The organism is Phyllobacterium sp. GQ127, assembly GCF_059758635.1.
On sequence record NZ_JCAXDZ010000004.1, the window covers coordinates 112,036 to 126,763 of the forward strand.

The 14,728-nt window shown below is 52.6% G+C and carries 19 protein-coding genes; 11 read left to right on the top strand and 8 right to left on the bottom strand.

Annotated features, from left to right (window positions below; all coding sequences use genetic code 11):
* The first annotated feature begins 19 nt into the window (after positions 1–19).
* The 9 genes from cyoA (at position 20) to AC6CHM_RS16190 (ending at position 8,608) form a co-directional block, all read left to right on the top strand.
* A complete protein-coding gene (gene cyoA, locus AC6CHM_RS16150) occupies positions 20–1,171 on the top strand; it encodes a ubiquinol oxidase subunit II (RefSeq protein ID WP_336441464.1) in 1,152 nt (383 codons plus the stop codon).
* Between the two features lie 16 nt (positions 1,172–1,187).
* Positions 1,188–3,197: a cytochrome o ubiquinol oxidase subunit I gene (gene cyoB / locus AC6CHM_RS16155; protein WP_354346372.1), complete on the top strand. Its 2,010-nt coding sequence runs from the start codon at positions 1,188–1,190 to the stop codon at positions 3,195–3,197.
* On the top strand, positions 3,194–3,823 hold the full coding sequence (gene cyoC, locus AC6CHM_RS16160) for a cytochrome o ubiquinol oxidase subunit III (protein ID WP_307277356.1): 630 nt from the start codon (positions 3,194–3,196) through the stop codon (positions 3,821–3,823). The genes cyoB and cyoC overlap by 4 nt, the downstream gene beginning before the upstream one ends.
* Positions 3,820–4,197, top strand: a complete 378-nt coding sequence (cyoD, locus tag AC6CHM_RS16165) for a cytochrome o ubiquinol oxidase subunit IV (RefSeq protein ID WP_498173739.1) — start codon at positions 3,820–3,822, stop codon at positions 4,195–4,197. The genes cyoC and cyoD overlap by 4 nt, the downstream gene beginning before the upstream one ends.
* Positions 4,194–5,012 (top strand): SURF1 family protein, encoded by an 819-nt coding sequence (locus AC6CHM_RS16170; RefSeq protein WP_354346376.1) that lies wholly within the window; start codon positions 4,194–4,196, stop codon positions 5,010–5,012. The genes cyoD and AC6CHM_RS16170 overlap by 4 nt, the downstream gene beginning before the upstream one ends.
* A gap of 4 nt (positions 5,013–5,016) precedes the next feature.
* On the top strand, positions 5,017–6,369 hold the full coding sequence (locus AC6CHM_RS16175) for an ATP-binding protein (protein WP_498173740.1): 1,353 nt from the start codon (positions 5,017–5,019) through the stop codon (positions 6,367–6,369).
* Entirely contained in the window at positions 6,359–6,892 is a 534-nt protein-coding gene (locus AC6CHM_RS16180; protein WP_307277347.1) for a response regulator transcription factor, read from the top strand. The genes AC6CHM_RS16175 and AC6CHM_RS16180 overlap by 11 nt, the downstream gene beginning before the upstream one ends.
* Before the next feature lie 115 nt (positions 6,893–7,007).
* Positions 7,008–7,373 (top strand): YciI family protein, encoded by a 366-nt coding sequence (locus AC6CHM_RS16185; protein WP_307277344.1) that lies wholly within the window; start codon positions 7,008–7,010, stop codon positions 7,371–7,373.
* Complete coding sequence (locus tag AC6CHM_RS16190) at positions 7,370–8,608, top strand: RNA polymerase sigma factor (RefSeq protein ID WP_498173741.1); 1,239 nt, start codon at positions 7,370–7,372, stop codon at positions 8,606–8,608. Before AC6CHM_RS16185 ends, AC6CHM_RS16190 begins: the two co-directional genes overlap by 4 nt.
* A gap of 4 nt (positions 8,609–8,612) precedes the next feature.
* Here AC6CHM_RS16190 and AC6CHM_RS16195 read toward each other — a convergent pair whose 3' ends face one another.
* The 3 genes from AC6CHM_RS16195 to AC6CHM_RS16205 all read right to left on the bottom strand — a co-directional run bounded on the left by AC6CHM_RS16195 (position 8,613) and on the right by AC6CHM_RS16205 (position 10,574).
* The gene (locus tag AC6CHM_RS16195) at positions 8,613–9,176 is read right to left on the bottom strand and encodes a methylated-DNA--[protein]-cysteine S-methyltransferase (RefSeq protein WP_498173742.1); all 564 of its coding nucleotides are present in this window, start codon (positions 9,174–9,176) and stop codon (positions 8,613–8,615) included.
* A 92-nt stretch (positions 9,177–9,268) separates the two neighbouring features.
* On the bottom strand, positions 9,269–9,685 hold the full coding sequence (locus AC6CHM_RS16200) for a hypothetical protein (RefSeq protein ID WP_307277335.1): 417 nt from the start codon (positions 9,683–9,685) through the stop codon (positions 9,269–9,271).
* Positions 9,686–9,866: 181 nt separating this feature from the next.
* Entirely contained in the window at positions 9,867–10,574 is a 708-nt protein-coding gene (locus AC6CHM_RS16205; protein WP_498173743.1) for a glutathione S-transferase family protein, read from the bottom strand.
* 124 nt (positions 10,575–10,698) lie between these two features.
* On the opposite strand from AC6CHM_RS16205, the gene AC6CHM_RS16210 reads away from it, so the two are divergent.
* Together AC6CHM_RS16210 and AC6CHM_RS16215 are read left to right on the top strand one after the other, a co-directional pair.
* The gene (locus AC6CHM_RS16210; RefSeq protein WP_498173744.1) at positions 10,699–11,601 is read left to right on the top strand and encodes a LysR substrate-binding domain-containing protein; all 903 of its coding nucleotides are present in this window, start codon (positions 10,699–10,701) and stop codon (positions 11,599–11,601) included.
* Between the two features lie 139 nt (positions 11,602–11,740).
* Positions 11,741–12,076, top strand: coding sequence for a PilZ domain-containing protein (locus AC6CHM_RS16215; protein WP_498173745.1), 336 nt, complete (start codon positions 11,741–11,743; stop codon positions 12,074–12,076).
* Between the two features lie 7 nt (positions 12,077–12,083).
* On the opposite strand, the gene AC6CHM_RS16220 is transcribed toward AC6CHM_RS16215, so the two are convergent.
* The 5 genes from AC6CHM_RS16220 to fliR all read right to left on the bottom strand — a co-directional run bounded on the left by AC6CHM_RS16220 (position 12,084) and on the right by fliR (position 14,721).
* Entirely contained in the window at positions 12,084–12,554 is a 471-nt protein-coding gene (locus AC6CHM_RS16220; protein WP_498173746.1) for a hypothetical protein, read from the bottom strand.
* Entirely contained in the window at positions 12,551–12,958 is a 408-nt protein-coding gene (locus tag AC6CHM_RS16225; protein ID WP_337353409.1) for a flagellar protein FlgN, read from the bottom strand. The genes AC6CHM_RS16220 and AC6CHM_RS16225 overlap by 4 nt, the downstream gene beginning before the upstream one ends.
* Before the next feature lie 56 nt (positions 12,959–13,014).
* Positions 13,015–13,488, bottom strand: coding sequence for a rod-binding protein (locus AC6CHM_RS16230; RefSeq protein ID WP_498173747.1), 474 nt, complete (start codon positions 13,486–13,488; stop codon positions 13,015–13,017).
* Between the two features lie 85 nt (positions 13,489–13,573).
* Positions 13,574–13,972 (bottom strand): hypothetical protein, encoded by a 399-nt coding sequence (locus AC6CHM_RS16235; RefSeq protein ID WP_498173748.1) that lies wholly within the window; start codon positions 13,970–13,972, stop codon positions 13,574–13,576.
* The gene (fliR, locus tag AC6CHM_RS16240; RefSeq protein ID WP_354346390.1) at positions 13,972–14,721 is read right to left on the bottom strand and encodes a flagellar biosynthetic protein FliR; all 750 of its coding nucleotides are present in this window, start codon (positions 14,719–14,721) and stop codon (positions 13,972–13,974) included. The genes AC6CHM_RS16235 and fliR overlap by 1 nt, the downstream gene beginning before the upstream one ends.
* Between the last annotated feature and the right edge of the window lie 7 nt (positions 14,722–14,728).

Sequence of the window (14,728 nt, forward strand, 5' to 3'; positions counted from 1 at the left end):
TCCATTGACAGGAAGTCTCTTGAACCGTTTTTTTGCCATCGCCCTGCTTCCACTGCTTGCATTGCTTAGCGCGTGCAATGCTGTTGTCATGAGCCCGTCAGGCGACGTCGCCGTGCAACAGCGCGACCTGATCATTATTTCTACCGTCCTCATGCTTGTCATTATCATTCCAGTGATGGTGCTCACCGTGTTCTTTGCCTGGAAATACCGGCAGTCAAACACGGATGCGCCTTATGACCCGGAATGGGATCACTCCACCCAGCTGGAATTGATCATCTGGGCGGCGCCGCTGCTGATCATCATCTGCCTTGGCGCGGTCACCTGGATGGCGACACATTTGCTCGATCCCTATCGTCCGCTTGGACGCATTTCCCCCGGCAAAGCAGTTTCCGAAACGGTCAAGCCATTGCAGGTCGAAGTGGTCGCGCTGGATTGGAAGTGGCTCTTTATCTATCCGGAATATGGTATCGCCAGCGTCAATGAAATGGCCGCTCCCGTCGATCGGCCCATCGCTTTCCGGCTGACCTCCTCGGCGGTGATGAACTCGTTTTATATTCCTGCGCTAGCCGGGCAGATATACACTATGCCGGGCATGCAGACGAAGCTGAGCGCCGTCATCAATCACCCCGGCGAATATGAGGGCTTTTCGGCCAATTACAGTGGCGCCGGTTTTTCCGGTATGCGTTTCGCTTTTCACGGCCTGCCGGATGAGGGTTTTGAAAAATGGATTGCCGACGTCAAGTCAAAAGGCACCACTCTTGATCGGATGACCTATCTGCAACTGGAACAGCCCAGCGAAAAAGTACCGGTACAGCATTATGCAAGTGTTGATCCGGAACTGTTCAGCGCAGTTCTCAACCGATGTGTGGAACGCGGCAAGATGTGCATGAGCGAGATGGATGAAATCGATGCCAAGGGTGGCCTTGGGATGGCTGGCATCTATAATACCCGTTCACTGGAATACGATAAGTACACAAGGCGTGGCGGCGCTGTCTTTGGCCCTGATCCTGCATTTGTTGTTGGCATCTGCACCACGGAAGAAGCTCTGCAGGCGAGCATGAATATACAGACGCTGCCGTCCTTGAATACCTCTCCGTTTATTGGTGCGGGCCTTCCCCGCCCCTCGTCCACCCAACTGTTCGGTCTACAGCGCCGACCGTCTAATAGCTGAACGAAACGAGCCCGATATGTTTGATAATCCCGAACTTATAAAGCTGGTTTTCGGTAGGCTCACGCTGGAATCCTTCCCGCTGCATGAACCTATCCTTGTTGTGACCTTTATCGTGGTCGCGCTCGGAGGCATCGCCGTGGTCGGCGCACTTACCTATTTCCGTCTTTGGGGATATCTTTGGCATGAGTGGTTCACAACAGTTGACCACAAGCGCATCGGCATAATGTACATGATCCTCGGCATCATCATGTTGCTGAGAGGCTTTGCCGACGCCATCATGATCCGATTGCAACAGGCAATGGCGTTTAATGGGTCCGAAGGATATCTCAACGCCCATCATTTCGATCAGATATTCACCGCGCATGGCGTGATCATGATCTTCTTCGTGGCAATGCCTCTTGTTACCGGCTTGATGAACTTTGTTGTCCCATTGCAGATCGGTGCCCGGGACGTATCTTTTCCATTCCTCAACAATTTCAGCTTCTGGATGACTGCCGCTGGCGCGGCACTTGTAATGATGTCGCTGTTTGTGGGCGAGTTTGCCAGGACCGGCTGGCTGGCCTATCCGCCGCTTTCGGGTATCGGATACAGTCCGGACGCCGGTATGGACTACTACATATGGGCGCTGCAAATAGCGGGCATAGGTACGCTGCTGTCGGGCGTCAATCTGCTCGCAACCATCGTCAAGATGCGCGCGCCGGGCATGACCATGATGAAGCTTCCGATCTTTACGTGGACCGCTCTTTGCACCAACGTTCTGATTGTGGCCGCCTTCCCTGTCCTGACGGCAGTGCTGGCTTTGCTCACTCTCGATCGCTATGTCGGCACGAACTTCTTCACCAACGACTTTGGCGGCAATCCGATGATGTATGTCAACCTCATCTGGATTTGGGGTCATCCGGAAGTCTATATTCTCATTCTGCCCGCTTTCGGCATATTCTCCGAAGTGACATCGACCTTCGCCAGCAAACGTCTGTTTGGCTATACCTCGATGGTTTATGCCACCATCGTTATTACCATTCTTGCCTATCTGGTCTGGCTTCATCACTTCTTCACCATGGGTTCGGGTGCGAGCGTGAATTCGTTCTTCGGCATCACCACGATGATCATTTCGATCCCAACCGGGGCGAAAATATTCAACTGGCTCTTTACGATGTATCGCGGGCGGATTCGATTTGAACTGCCCATGATGTGGACGATCGCCTTTATGCTGACCTTTGTCATTGGTGGCATGACAGGCGTTCTGCTCGCCGTGCCTCCGGCTGACTTTGTGCTGCACAACAGCCTGTTTCTTGTTGCGCATTTCCATAATGTGATCATCGGCGGTGTTCTGTTCGGGCTTTTTGCCGGTATCTATTACTGGTTCCCGAAAGCTTTTGGTTTCAGGCTCGATCCATTTTGGGGCAAGATGTCTTTCTGGTTCTGGGTCGTGGGATTTTACTTCGCCTTCATGCCGCTTTATATACTGGGCCTAATGGGCGTGACACGACGCCTGCGCACATTCGAAGATCCGTCCTTGCAGATCTGGTTCATGATCGCCGGTTTTGGTGCATTTCTCGTTGCTATCGGCATTCTGTCATTCCTCATCCAAATCTTTGTCAGCATTCGTAATCGCGAAGCGTTGCGCGATTTGACTGGCGATCCTTGGGACGGTCGCACCCTGGAATGGTCCACGGCCTCACCCCCTCCAGCCTATAATTTCGCTTTCACGCCAGTGATTCACGATCTCGACAGCTGGTACGACATGAAAAAACGCGGTTACAAGCGCCCTGAAAAAGGTTTCCGAGCCATCCATATGCCAAGCAATACGGGCACCGGAATAATCCTGGCTGGAATTAGCATCGTTTTTGGATTTGCGATGATCTGGTACATCTGGTGGCTCGCGGCAGTAACGGCTATCGCATTGGTGGCGGTATCGATTGGGCATACATTCAACTACAAGCGCGATTTCCACATATCGGCAGATGAGGTTGTATCGAGTGAAAACGCCCGTACCGAACTTCTTGCTGTAGGGCTGAAATCATGAGCAGAGCAGCCGCGCATGTGACCACTGAAGATCCTGTGTTTTATCTGACTGAGGAACATGACCATGCCGAAGGCGGCAGCACCATGTTCGGCTTTTGGATTTACCTGATGAGTGATTGTCTCATCTTTGCTGTGCTGTTTGCGACCTACGGCGTATTAGGCGGAAACTATGCCGCCGGTCCTGCGCCCAAAGATTTGTTTGATTTGCCACTGGTCGCGGTCAATACGTCGATGCTGCTCTTTTCATCGATTACTTATGGTTTCGCCATGCTCGCCATGGCAAAAGGCCGGGTGGGTTCCACACAAGCGTGGCTCGCCCTTACGGGTCTGTTTGGTGCGGCATTCCTTTGCATCGAACTTTACGAATTTGCCCATATGATTCATGAAGGTGCCACGCCCCAGCGCAGCGCCTTTCTCTCTTCCTTTTTCACATTGGTCGGAACGCATGGGCTTCACGTCACCATTGGCTTGATTTGGCTTGTTACCTTGATGGTACAGGTTGCCCGCTATGGGCTGATCCAAGCGAACATGCGCCGCCTGATGTGTCTCAGCATGTTCTGGCACTTTCTTGATGTCATCTGGATTGGCGTCTTTACGTTCGTTTACCTGATGGGAATGCTACGATGAGCACAAAGGCAAAGGCCCACCACGACAGCCACAATCAATATGAAGCCCATTCTCACGGCTCGCTCAAATCTTATTTGATCGGGTTTGGCTTATCCGTGATCCTGACTGCCGTACCCTTCTGGCTTGTCATGAGCGGTGCGTTGGATTCCAAGCAAAGCACCGGCCTCGTCATTATGGCATTCGCCGTGGTGCAGATTGTCGTTCACATGATTTTCTTCCTTCATATGAATGTCCGCTCCGAGAATGGATGGACAATGATGGCACTCATCTTCACGCTTGTGCTGGTCATTATCACGCTCACCGGTTCGCTTTGGGTTATGTATCATCTGGATACGAACATGATGCCCAGCATGGATATGAGACAGATACCATGAAAAAAGCCCTGACCGCGTGCGGGCTTGCCGCAAGCGGCGAGCGGGTCGGGGAGACAGACAATTCGCGCGAAGACGATAGGCGCCTGCCCTCAATCAAACTGGCATTGATCGGCGGCCTTGTCCTTTTCTGCATCATCGTGCTTACCAGCCTTGGTATCTGGCAACTGCAACGCCGTGTCTGGAAGCTTGATCTGATCAACCAGGTTGAGCAAAGAGTGAATGCTCCGGCTACGGCGGCCCCCGGCCCCGATATATGGGCCGGGATCAATGCCAAGGATTTTGCATATCGCCACGTCACGACCAGCGGAAAATTTCTCGACAAGCCGGCTGCGCTTGTACAGGCGGTAACAGCGCGCGGCAGCGGATTTTGGGTGCTGAGCCCTTTTCAAAGTACAGATGGATTTACCGTTTTCATCAATCGTGGCTTCGTTCCAACGGATAAAGCCCGTGATGAATGGCGGGCGGACCATCTGCCGCCAATCACCATAACCGGACTGTTGCGCTTAACGGAGCCCAAGGGCGGATTTCTGCGCAACAATGACCCGGTCGGAGACCGTTGGTATTCGCGTGATGTCATGGCTATGGCAGCAGCTCACAATATTGGCCCTGTTGCTCCATATTTTATCGATGCTGATGCAAATCCTGATCCAAATGCGCTTCCGATTGGGGGGCTTACTGTCATTTCCTTTGCCAACAACCATCTGGTCTATGCCCTGACCTGGTTTGGCATGGCGCTTTTGCTGGGCGCTGCCTCGACTATTATCGGGCGAAATGAATGGCGAGCCCGGCAGCGCCCAGAATACAGATCGGGTTGAAACCATGAGCGAGACCAAGACGACTCCTATCGCTACACTGCCGGATCAATCCGACATCAGTGCTTCTATTTTTCCTCCCGCTGATCACACAGCAAACTGGAAAAACATGACGCTGCTGGTGCAGCTGCGCTGGATCGCTGTCATTGGCCAGATCGTCACCATTACCGTGGTGCATTCGGCTATGAAAATAACCCTGCCCATTGTCCCGATGGGTGTCGTTCTGTGCGCTTTGGTCGTTCTCAATCTTGCAAGCATATTGTGGCTGCGTCGGCGTCGGAGCGTTACGGCGGCAGCCTTGTTCATTGTTTTGGTCCTGGACGTTGCCGCCCTCACCGTGCAGCTTTACCTGAGCGGCGGGGCAACCAATCCATTCATCTTCCTCTATCTTCTTCAGGTGACGCTCGGCGCAGTGTTGCTTGATGCAAGATTGACATCCGCCATCGTCGCCATCACCAGCGTAAGCTTTGCCGGGCTGATAATATTCTACAGGCCATTGCTCTTGCCGGGTCATGCGCCTGATGAACTGTTCCGGCTCCATATATTCGGAATGCTTTTATGTTTCATACTTGATGCCGCGCTTCTTGTTGTCTTCATTGCCCAGATCAGTCGCAATTTGCGTGAACGGGACGCCAATCTTGCGGCGCTCAAACAACATGCTGCGGAGGAAGACCATATCGTCCGCATGGGACTTCTCGCGTCAGGTGCAGCGCACGAGCTGGGTACACCACTGTCTTCGCTATCGGTGATATTGGGTGACTGGAGACGTATGCCTGCTTTGTCCCGCGACCCTTCAATGTTGCAGGAAATAGACGAGATGCAGGCTGAGGTTCAGCGCTGCAAGGCAATTGTGACCGGCATCCTGCTATCTGCCGGAGAGGCGCGGGGCGAATCCCCGAAAATCACCACAGTAAATACATTTCTCGATGAACTTGTCAGTGAGTGGCGAGCAGCCAGATCCGGCGCGAGGCTGTCTTATGGCAACGCATTTGGGCTTGATATTGCCATTGTGTCCGACTCCGCATTGAAACAGGTCATCTATAACATTCTTGACAATGCCTTCGACGCTTCCCCCAATTGGATAGGTTTTATGGCAGAACGCGATGGCGATACCCTTGTGCTGCGTATCAGCGATGCCGGACCAGGATTTGCAGCCGAGATGCTGGCACAGTTTGGCAAGCCCTATCAATCAAGCAAGGGCAGGCTTGGCGGCGGGCTTGGTCTTTTCCTCGTGGTCAATGCGGTGAGGAAACTTGGAGGTGTCGTGTCCGCCAGAAATCTGCCGCAAGGTGGGGCCGCAGTAACAATGAGCCTGCCACTCGCCTCGCTTGCAATTGGAGCACGTTCCCATGTCCGATAAGCGTCGGTTGATTATTGTCGAAGATGACATCGCTTTCGCCAAGACGTTGAAACGTTCCTTCGAACGCCGCGACTATGATGTCCTGCTGGCGTCCAGTCTGGAGGAGCTCACCGAGATTCTGAAAGAGAATTCACCCGGTTATGCGGTCGTCGATCTGAAGCTGGCGGGCGCATCTGGTCTGGCATGTGTCGAGGCATTGCACAGCCATAACGCATCGATGCTGATCGTTGTCTTGACCGGGTTCGCAAGTATTGCGACCGCTGTCGAGGCCATTAAGCTTGGCGCCTGTCACTATCTCGCCAAGCCATCCAATACGGATGATATTGAGGAGGCGTTCAGCAAGGCGTCGGGCAATGCCGATATAGCACTGACTGCTCGCCCTACTTCAATCAAGACGCTGGAATGGGAACGTATTCATCAAATGCTTGTTGAAACGGACTTCAACATTTCCGAAACAGCCAGGCGGCTGGGCATGCACCGGCGTACCTTGGCCCGGAAGCTGGAAAAACGGCGCGTGACCTGAACGGCGTCAGCAACATTTTTTGCGCTATCGTGAAAATAATTTTGTAGCTTTGTCGAATCGGACCTTCCCCAAACGATTATGGGTGTTCAACAAGCTAACTGAAGGAAATCAGATTATGCGTTACGCCTGTCTCATCTATTACAATGCAAAAACACTCTTTGGCGGAAGTCCTGAAGCCAATGCCGCACTTTCCGAATGTGCCAACTATGATGAAAAACTGAAGGAAAGCGGCCATTTCGTCATGGGTGAAGCCCTGGAACTGCCTGAAAACGCCATGACTTTACAGGTCCGCGATGGCAAAATGTCAGCAGTCGATGGGCCTTTCATGGAAACCAGAGAAATGCTGGGCGGGATTATCCTGATTGAAGCCAACGATCTTAATGACGCGGTGCGTGCCGCATCGGGACATCCCTTGGCAAAGATCGGTTCCATCGAAGTCCGCCCGGTTGTCGACTTCAGCACGCCGCCGCCAGAACTGTGAACCGGCCGGGTGCAAACGCCGCCTTTGAAACCATCTATGGTTCCGAAAAGCGCCGCGTCCTTGCAACATTGATCCGTCTTCTCGGTGGATTTGAAGCGGCGGAGGAGGCCTTGCAAGAGGCCTTCACCGCCGCCGCAGAGCGTTGGCCGCGCGATGGTATTCCGCAAAATCCCTATGCCTGGCTCGTCTCTACGGGACGATTCAAGGCCATTGATCGCTGGCGCAAACAGGCGCGGCTCGCTGCTGCCATGCCCGAGCTTACTGCCCTTTCCGACGAACTCTATGAACCTGCAGTGCCAGAAGATATCAGCGATGATGAACTACGGCTGATCTTCACCTGTTGTCATCCGGCACTTGCCGCCGACGCACGTATCGCCCTCACCTTGCGCGAGGTTGCGGGATTGACGACTGAGGAGATTGCGCGGGCCTATATCGCTCCTGCCCCAACCATCGCCCAGCGTATTGTCAGGGCAAAGAGTAAAATTCGTGAAGATGCTATTCCCTATGAAGTGCCAAGCCATGCCCAACTTCCAGAACGCCTCGAAAGCGTTTTGCGGGTTATTTATCTCATCTTCAACGAGGGCTATGCCGCTACTGAAGGACCGGGGCTGACACGGGCCGACCTTTGCGCCGAAGCAATTCGGCTCGGTCGACTTATGGTTGATTTACTGCCAGACCCGGAAGCTATGGGCCTGTTGGCATTGATGCTTTTGCATGAAGCACGATATCACACCCGTATCGATCAAGCAGGAGATATCATATTGCTGGAGGACCAGGACCGGTCGCTCTGGGATCGTCGCCTGATCAACGAAGCTGGAGCACTGGTGGAGCAGGCATTTGCCGCCCGCAATATAGGTCCCTACGTCCTTCAAGCTGCCATTGCTACCGTCCACGCCAACGCATCGACAACCGAGGGCACGGACTGGGCGCAGATCGTTACGCTATATGATGTCCTGCTGCGTGTGGATCCATCCCCTATAGCAGCCTTAAACCGTGCTGCAGCACTTTCAAAACGTGATGGACCTGAAGCGGGCCTTGCTGCCATCGAAGCAATTATCCAACAAGGACAACTCCAGAATTATCCATTGGCCTATGCAGCCCGTGCCGATATGCAACGACAGCTGGGGATGGTGGAAGCCGCCGTCGATTCTTATCAACGCGCCATAGCGCTGACGCGTCAACCTGCAGAGTTGCGCTTTCTCAAGTCGCGCCTCGCAGCCTTGTCATCAGGATAAATTCTCAAAACCCAAATGACTGCTGGGCTGCAGGTGGAACACCAAGATGGACGCCCTCCAATTCAAGCATATGTGCCTTCGCGACCGAACCGCCAGGCGCTGAAAAGCCACCGACCTTACCTCCGGCGGCCAAAACCCGATGACACGGGATAATCAGAGGAATCGGGTTTTTCGCCATGGCCTGACCAACGTCCCTTGCGGCTTCAGGGCCCGACCCAAGCATTTTTGCAATCGTGCCATATGTCGTGGTATCGCCCCAGCCAAGGCGCCTTGTTTCCGCATAGACCTGCTCGAAAAAAGGCTCCTGATCGCTAATATCTACCGTAACGCCGGAAAAATCTATTTCTTCTCCATCAAAGTAACGCTTTGCAGCAGCAATTACTTTCGCAACCTGCGCTGTCGGTTCGCTGGATAGTGCTTGGGGCAAGCGACGAAGCAGAATGCGCTCTGTCGCCTCGGCGCTTTTCGTCGGCAACTGAAACCGCGTAATACCAATATCGTTCCAGGCGATACCGCAGAATCCGCCTGCGGTATCGAAAACACAATAGTGATGTATCGTCTCGTTCATGGAGGCAGCCTCAAACTTCGTTCTGCCTAAAGAATCGTGGACTTCGATAAGAAATTCAATCCGATTCTTGCATGCGCTGTCAGCAGACTTGGTCAGTCGGCAGCGGACATAACAATATCGCAGAGTCCTTTGCGCACGATTTTTTCCGACGTTACCTGCCCCTGCTGGATGTTGAACATGGCATCGACCCGTGTACCCGCGCCCTTCTTGCGAGCCACTATCCGCAAGGTTTGTTCGCGACCGGAGCCCGTGGTCTCTTGGTAAGCGTCAATTGCTCCCAAGGACTTGTCGACCTGTATTCCCAAAAAACCTTCCGCAGCCACCGCCTGAGCAAGTGTTTTCAAAACCTGATCTGCTTTGACCTTTGGAAAAACATATGAGGTTTTGTAATTCATTGCCGTTATTAAGGGAACTCCTGTCACCTTAAAGTTACTTTCGCAAGTTTGCGCATGACTTGCCGAAACACCGACTACCGCAAACAGTAAAGTCAGAACAACTTGTTTTTTCAATGGTAGGACTCCCCCGAGTATGATGAAAAAGCTTGCCAATCTCAATCTGAGAATTTTGCCCTAAAGTAAAGAAGCTTTTTCATCATTATACCAGGAAAGCAAAAACGGGATCGCTTCCCTGGTAACTCTATGGAACTGACGACACGTCAACAGCGTGGAGAAATGCCGCTTTTCCGGTTGCTTATGCTGCTTTGCGAGTAGCTCTCAGGGCATCGTCAAAACTTACATGTCCTGCAAAGCCACCAGCGGAGACTGCCTGTTCTTCATGCTCGATCGCATGGGCGAACCTTACGCCTGCATCAGCTTCCAATCTTTGGTGAAGCGCGCTCAGACCGGGATAGTTAGCGTAGCTTGCCGTCTTGTGAAAATCGCTCCAACGGGCGATTCCCATAAAGTATGCATCTGCCAATGTCCGGTTATCACCCAACAGCCATGGCCGGTTTCCAAGCAGGAGTTCCAAGTCCTCATGAGCCTTGGCTACCTTTGTCTTACCATAAGCAACCAGCACCTCCCTTTCGTTTTCATCGCTTGCATGTTCAAGCGCATACCAAAGCGATGCATATGCGTTGAAAAAGGTGGTGTTCAAAAACGCCAGCATCTGGTTCAGGCGATCAAAATCTTTCGTGCCCTGCCTGAAGGCTATTCCCTGTTCAACAGCTCCGGATCCGATATGGTTTAGGATTGCCATGCTTTCGCTGATAAACTCGCCGCTTGCCGTACGCAGAGTCGGTGTCTCCCCAATCGGATTGATCTGCCGGTAAGCCTCGCTGGTAACGGTTTCCGGCATTGCAATGCGCGAGAGTTGATAGGGTTGCCCAGACCATTCCAGCGCGACAATCGAACCGAAAGAACAGCCCTCGGGTACCCCGTAAAAAAGTATTTGTGTCATGATTATTTCCTGTTTTTCCATTCAAGGCTCTTCCGCCTTCACGCCTATTAGTTATTATTATTGGACGATCTTTCGGTAGGCTGCAATTTTGCAACCTATCGTCTACATATGTGGACTATGGGTGATGCGGATGATGAATCTCAATGATCTCTATCTTTTTGTTCAGGCCGTTGAAGGCGGGAGCTTTTCGGAAGCCGGGCGACGTCTCGGTATTCCCAAATCGACAATCAGCAAGCGTATAGCCGAGCTTGAAACGGGGCTGGGTGCGCGCCTTATCCACCGCACATCCCGCAGTTTTTCATTGTCAGACGCTGGCCGTGACTTTTTTAATCATGCCCGTGGTGCGTTGATTGAAGCGGAAGCGGCAGAGAATATCGTTCGAAGCCGCATGGCCGAACCGAGCGGCACGGTGAGGCTGACGGCCTCCATTCCTGCGACACAGTTTTATCTGGCGGACTTCCTTCCGGTAATCGCCGGCACGTACCCCAAGATAAATCTGGAAATGCATGCGAGCGACCGGTTCGTCGATCTTGTCCAGGAAGGCTACGATTTGGCAATTCGCAGTCACTTTGCACCCTTGCCGGATTCGGACCTCATCCAGAAACAGTTGATGCTCGAACCGATATTTGTCGTTGCATCTCCCGGATATATTTCCGCACGAGGTGCTCCCGCCACCCCGCACGACTTGATCAATCACTTTGGTTTGCTAACTGCTCCCGGAGCAGAAAACTGGCACCTTGTTTCTGACACTGGCGTGGCGGTAACGGCAAAACCGATTCGGAGAATGATGGCCAATGAATCGATAGCCTTGATCAAGGCGGCTATTGCCGGACTAGGGCTGACATGTCTGCCCTCGTCAATTTGCGCCAGCGCAATCCGAAGCGGAGATTTGGTCCGCGTTTTACCCGGCTGGTCAGCCGGAACTGTGACAACCACACTGCTGATGCCCCATCGTCGCGGTCAATTGCCCAGCGTCCGGGCCGTCGTGGAGTTTTTGTCAGATCAACTGCCGAGAAGCGTCAACTGACCAATCGCGAGCCGGCATTAGATACATTAAATCGTGAGCGCTCCAGTTCATAACGGATTTGCAATTGTTTCAGAGTACACAATGCCAGATTGCAGACTTCGGTTTGAAACCAGCTTTTTGATTGCGTTGAGTAGTGTCCATGTCCGTGTCCGGCAAATCAGAACAAAGAGAACTGGAACGCAAACGGACAAGATTGCGCTCGGGTAAACTTGTGAACTTGGATGGACAATTCCTCACCGAGTGCCATTTTCAGGATCTGGCCAAAGGCGGAGCCCGCATAAGAATCATCGGCCAGTGCGACATACCTGAGCGCTTCTGGTTATTTGACGATCAATATGGCGGCGCGCTCATCACACACATTGTCTGGCGCAAGAATCTGGATATTGGGGTGCGGTTTGCGCCCGATTCAACCGTCGCTCCATTGAGCGAAAGCGTGCTTCATGCATTGTCGGGCAAATATTATTCACTCGGCTAAAACGGGATCAACCGCCGCTGATACCTTTGGTGTTTTGATCGCGGATTTCCTTGGATGAAATATAATTGAACTGCTGAACCAGGAGATCTTTAACAAGCGGTTCGGGGAAACGCGCATTGACCCCATCGATAATGGCCTGTTTTACGTCCTCGAACTTGACCGCCTCCACCTCCTTCACATCGGAGTAGTGACCGTAAAACTGCCGGAATATCTCATCATTGATGAAAAACGATACCGGTGTTTTGACGGAGGCTTTTACAGCGCTGTCGATCGTATAAATAAGCTGGGTCACGACATAGCCTTGAACGGCACCGTCGATAATAATTGGAACACTGAAAACTTCCGTTTTTCCGTCATCAAGCGGCTGAGCATCATGCGAAGTCACTGCGGCAGTGGCTGAATTTTGCTGGACAGCAAAATAAAGCGAGCCGAGAGCAACAGCGCATATCCACAATCCGATGATGACGATGCGTATCATGCGCCCATGCCGTCCCGCATTTGCCGCGCCGTATAAGTGCCATCAGCTTCATGTGTTTCCAGCGCGTCGCGGATTATTCCCGTCAGTTCGCTGACAGCCCGCAGATGCAATTTCAACGCTTCACAATTACGCTCCAGCTTGAGCCTCAGACTGTCAAGAACCGGCTGAAGTGTCTTGAGCGCTGGGTTATCGACCGATTTCACAGCCTTTCCCAGGGCCTTGTTAAAATCCCGCAATCCACGGCTTTTGCTTGCATTGATATCGGCAAGATCAACAGCCCCGCCTTCCATGAGCAGATCTGTCTCATACTCAATAACATCTTCCAATCGCTGGATGGCGATGAGAACAGGACCAAGCGATGGATTAAGACCTATATGCTGCTTGTTGTCGTTGACGGTTTCCATATTCATTCCTTCCAATCTTTCGGCCGCAGCCGTTCGATCTGGTAAAATACCGGGTTTCAACCCTGCTCTTTCGTAGAAATTGGCGAAGTGGTGCCAAGAGGCTGAGCCACTTCGTTTTTAATTCGTTTGGCACTTTGCGCTTCCAGCATGCGTGCAATTCCAATTCCGCCTGCGTCTGCCATTTGATTGGCAAGGGCTTCGGACATCATCGACTTCCAATATCCCCCTGCGATGCCTTCGCCATAGACCGCTTGATTCTCGCCGGTGAACATTGATTCAATGAAGGATTGCAGCATGACGGCTTCAAACTTTTTGAAGGCCGGATTTGAAACAGGTGTGTTTGATTGCACACCCTCGGAACTGACCCTCCCTGCCTGCAAATGGGCAAAACTCTCGCCGGACAGCGGGGTTTGTGCCGCAGCCCGATCAGCAGCCACGCTTCGCAATCTTTCCATCGCTGCCCGCATGGCCTGCGGATCAGCGGCCTTCGTCGCATCCAACACCAAATCAGAAGGCGAATTAATAGACATAAAAGACAGACCCAAACTGTTTCATGTTTGTGACACTAGCTGTTCAAACTTGACTGAGGCTTGAGCCTTCATTTGGGGCCTGTCTTTAATTCGCGGCTTTTCCGAGCAACTGGCTGATATATTCATCGATTTCGACAGTGGCATGGTGGCGCTGTTGTTCGCTTTCATGGGATCGCAACCGGTCGTTCAGGACATCCAGCGTTCTTGAAGTCTTCAACAGGTTCTTGCGTTGAACGGCCATCTGATCCGTCAGATGAATTGCTCTCATTCTGTTCGTTTCCAGTCGTCGTATGATGAGGTCTGGAGGAACCAGATCAGCGCCGGGTTTGAATCTGTCATCCTGCATTTTGAATAGCGCCTCGCTCTCATCTCCAATCGCCACTAATTGCGCATTGAGACCGGCAATGGTCAGTTCGGACCGGGCCTTTGCCAGTTTCTGCAATCGGATCAAGGCAAGATATGAAGCACGCTTGCTGGTTGCCATCAAAATGTCCTCAGATAAGAGCCGGCTTCGCTTGTGAACAATCTGAGCAGGTCCGGCATGGCGAAATAGAGCAGCATGAGACCGCCAGCCAGAACGAATGGCATTGAGATAAAGTAGACAGGAATGGCAGGCGTCAGCTTGTTGATCAGCCCAACAGCAACATTCACGACAACTGCAAAAACAATGAACGGTGCAGCTATGCGGATGGTGCTCATGAACGCCTTTGAAAGCGTGTCTGTCAGATTGACCATGGCTGTGCCCGGCTGGAAAATGCCGTCTACAGGGATCGCGGTATAGGATGACAGGAGCGCGCGAAACACCTCCAGATGTAAATCAGTGATGAAGAAAAGACAGAGCGCCGATAGCGTAACAAAGCTTGCGATTGCTGCTTGCGGCTCCTCACCTTCAATCGACCCGGCCGGTGCCCCGGAATAGCCGACAGTCATTGCGATCGTATTGGCCATGAACTGCAAGGCCCAGAAATACATGCGGGCCAGCACACCGATCAGCCCGCCGACAATAATTTCCACCACAATGATCCGCATCAGAACGAGAGGAGCGGCCTTTGCTGCTGGAGCCACTTGGGTCAGCACCAATGGAACCACCATGAGCGAACATGCCAGGGCCAGAAAAAGCCGTATTTGAACGGGGATGCGCGGGCTGGAAATGCCCGGCATAATCAGCAGGCAAGCACCAACGCGCGCGAACACCAGAAATGCAGCAAGTGCGGTATCACCCAGCGGCAGCATTCAAATC

What these genes read in the sequence shown, in the direction of transcription:
- cyoB (WP_354346372.1), top strand. Translation starts at nt 1,188, where the DNA reads ATGTTTGATAATCCCGAACTTATAAAGCTGGTTTTCGGTAGGCTCACG.
- AC6CHM_RS16195 (WP_498173742.1), bottom strand. Translation starts at nt 9,176, where the DNA reads ATGAACGAGACGATACATCACTATTGTGTTTTCGATACCGCAGGCGGA.
- fliR (WP_354346390.1), bottom strand. Translation starts at nt 14,721, where the DNA reads ATGCTGCCGCTGGGTGATACCGCACTTGCTGCATTTCTGGTGTTCGCG.
- AC6CHM_RS16225 (WP_337353409.1), bottom strand. Translation starts at nt 12,958, where the DNA reads ATGGAAACCGTCAACGACAACAAGCAGCATATAGGTCTTAATCCATCG.
- AC6CHM_RS16215 (WP_498173745.1), top strand. Translation starts at nt 11,741, where the DNA reads ATGTCCGTGTCCGGCAAATCAGAACAAAGAGAACTGGAACGCAAACGG.
- AC6CHM_RS16185 (WP_307277344.1), top strand. Translation starts at nt 7,008, where the DNA reads ATGCGTTACGCCTGTCTCATCTATTACAATGCAAAAACACTCTTTGGC.
- AC6CHM_RS16205 (WP_498173743.1), bottom strand. Translation starts at nt 10,574, where the DNA reads ATGACACAAATACTTTTTTACGGGGTACCCGAGGGCTGTTCTTTCGGT.
- cyoC (WP_307277356.1), top strand. Translation starts at nt 3,194, where the DNA reads ATGAGCAGAGCAGCCGCGCATGTGACCACTGAAGATCCTGTGTTTTAT.
- AC6CHM_RS16235 (WP_498173748.1), bottom strand. Translation starts at nt 13,972, where the DNA reads ATGGCAACCAGCAAGCGTGCTTCATATCTTGCCTTGATCCGATTGCAG.
- AC6CHM_RS16220 (WP_498173746.1), bottom strand. Translation starts at nt 12,554, where the DNA reads ATGATACGCATCGTCATCATCGGATTGTGGATATGCGCTGTTGCTCTC.
- AC6CHM_RS16175 (WP_498173740.1), top strand. Translation starts at nt 5,017, where the DNA reads ATGAGCGAGACCAAGACGACTCCTATCGCTACACTGCCGGATCAATCC.
- AC6CHM_RS16180 (WP_307277347.1), top strand. Translation starts at nt 6,359, where the DNA reads ATGTCCGATAAGCGTCGGTTGATTATTGTCGAAGATGACATCGCTTTC.
- AC6CHM_RS16210 (WP_498173744.1), top strand. Translation starts at nt 10,699, where the DNA reads ATGCGGATGATGAATCTCAATGATCTCTATCTTTTTGTTCAGGCCGTT.
- AC6CHM_RS16170 (WP_354346376.1), top strand. Translation starts at nt 4,194, where the DNA reads ATGAAAAAAGCCCTGACCGCGTGCGGGCTTGCCGCAAGCGGCGAGCGG.
- AC6CHM_RS16230 (WP_498173747.1), bottom strand. Translation starts at nt 13,488, where the DNA reads ATGTCTATTAATTCGCCTTCTGATTTGGTGTTGGATGCGACGAAGGCC.
- cyoD (WP_498173739.1), top strand. Translation starts at nt 3,820, where the DNA reads ATGAGCACAAAGGCAAAGGCCCACCACGACAGCCACAATCAATATGAA.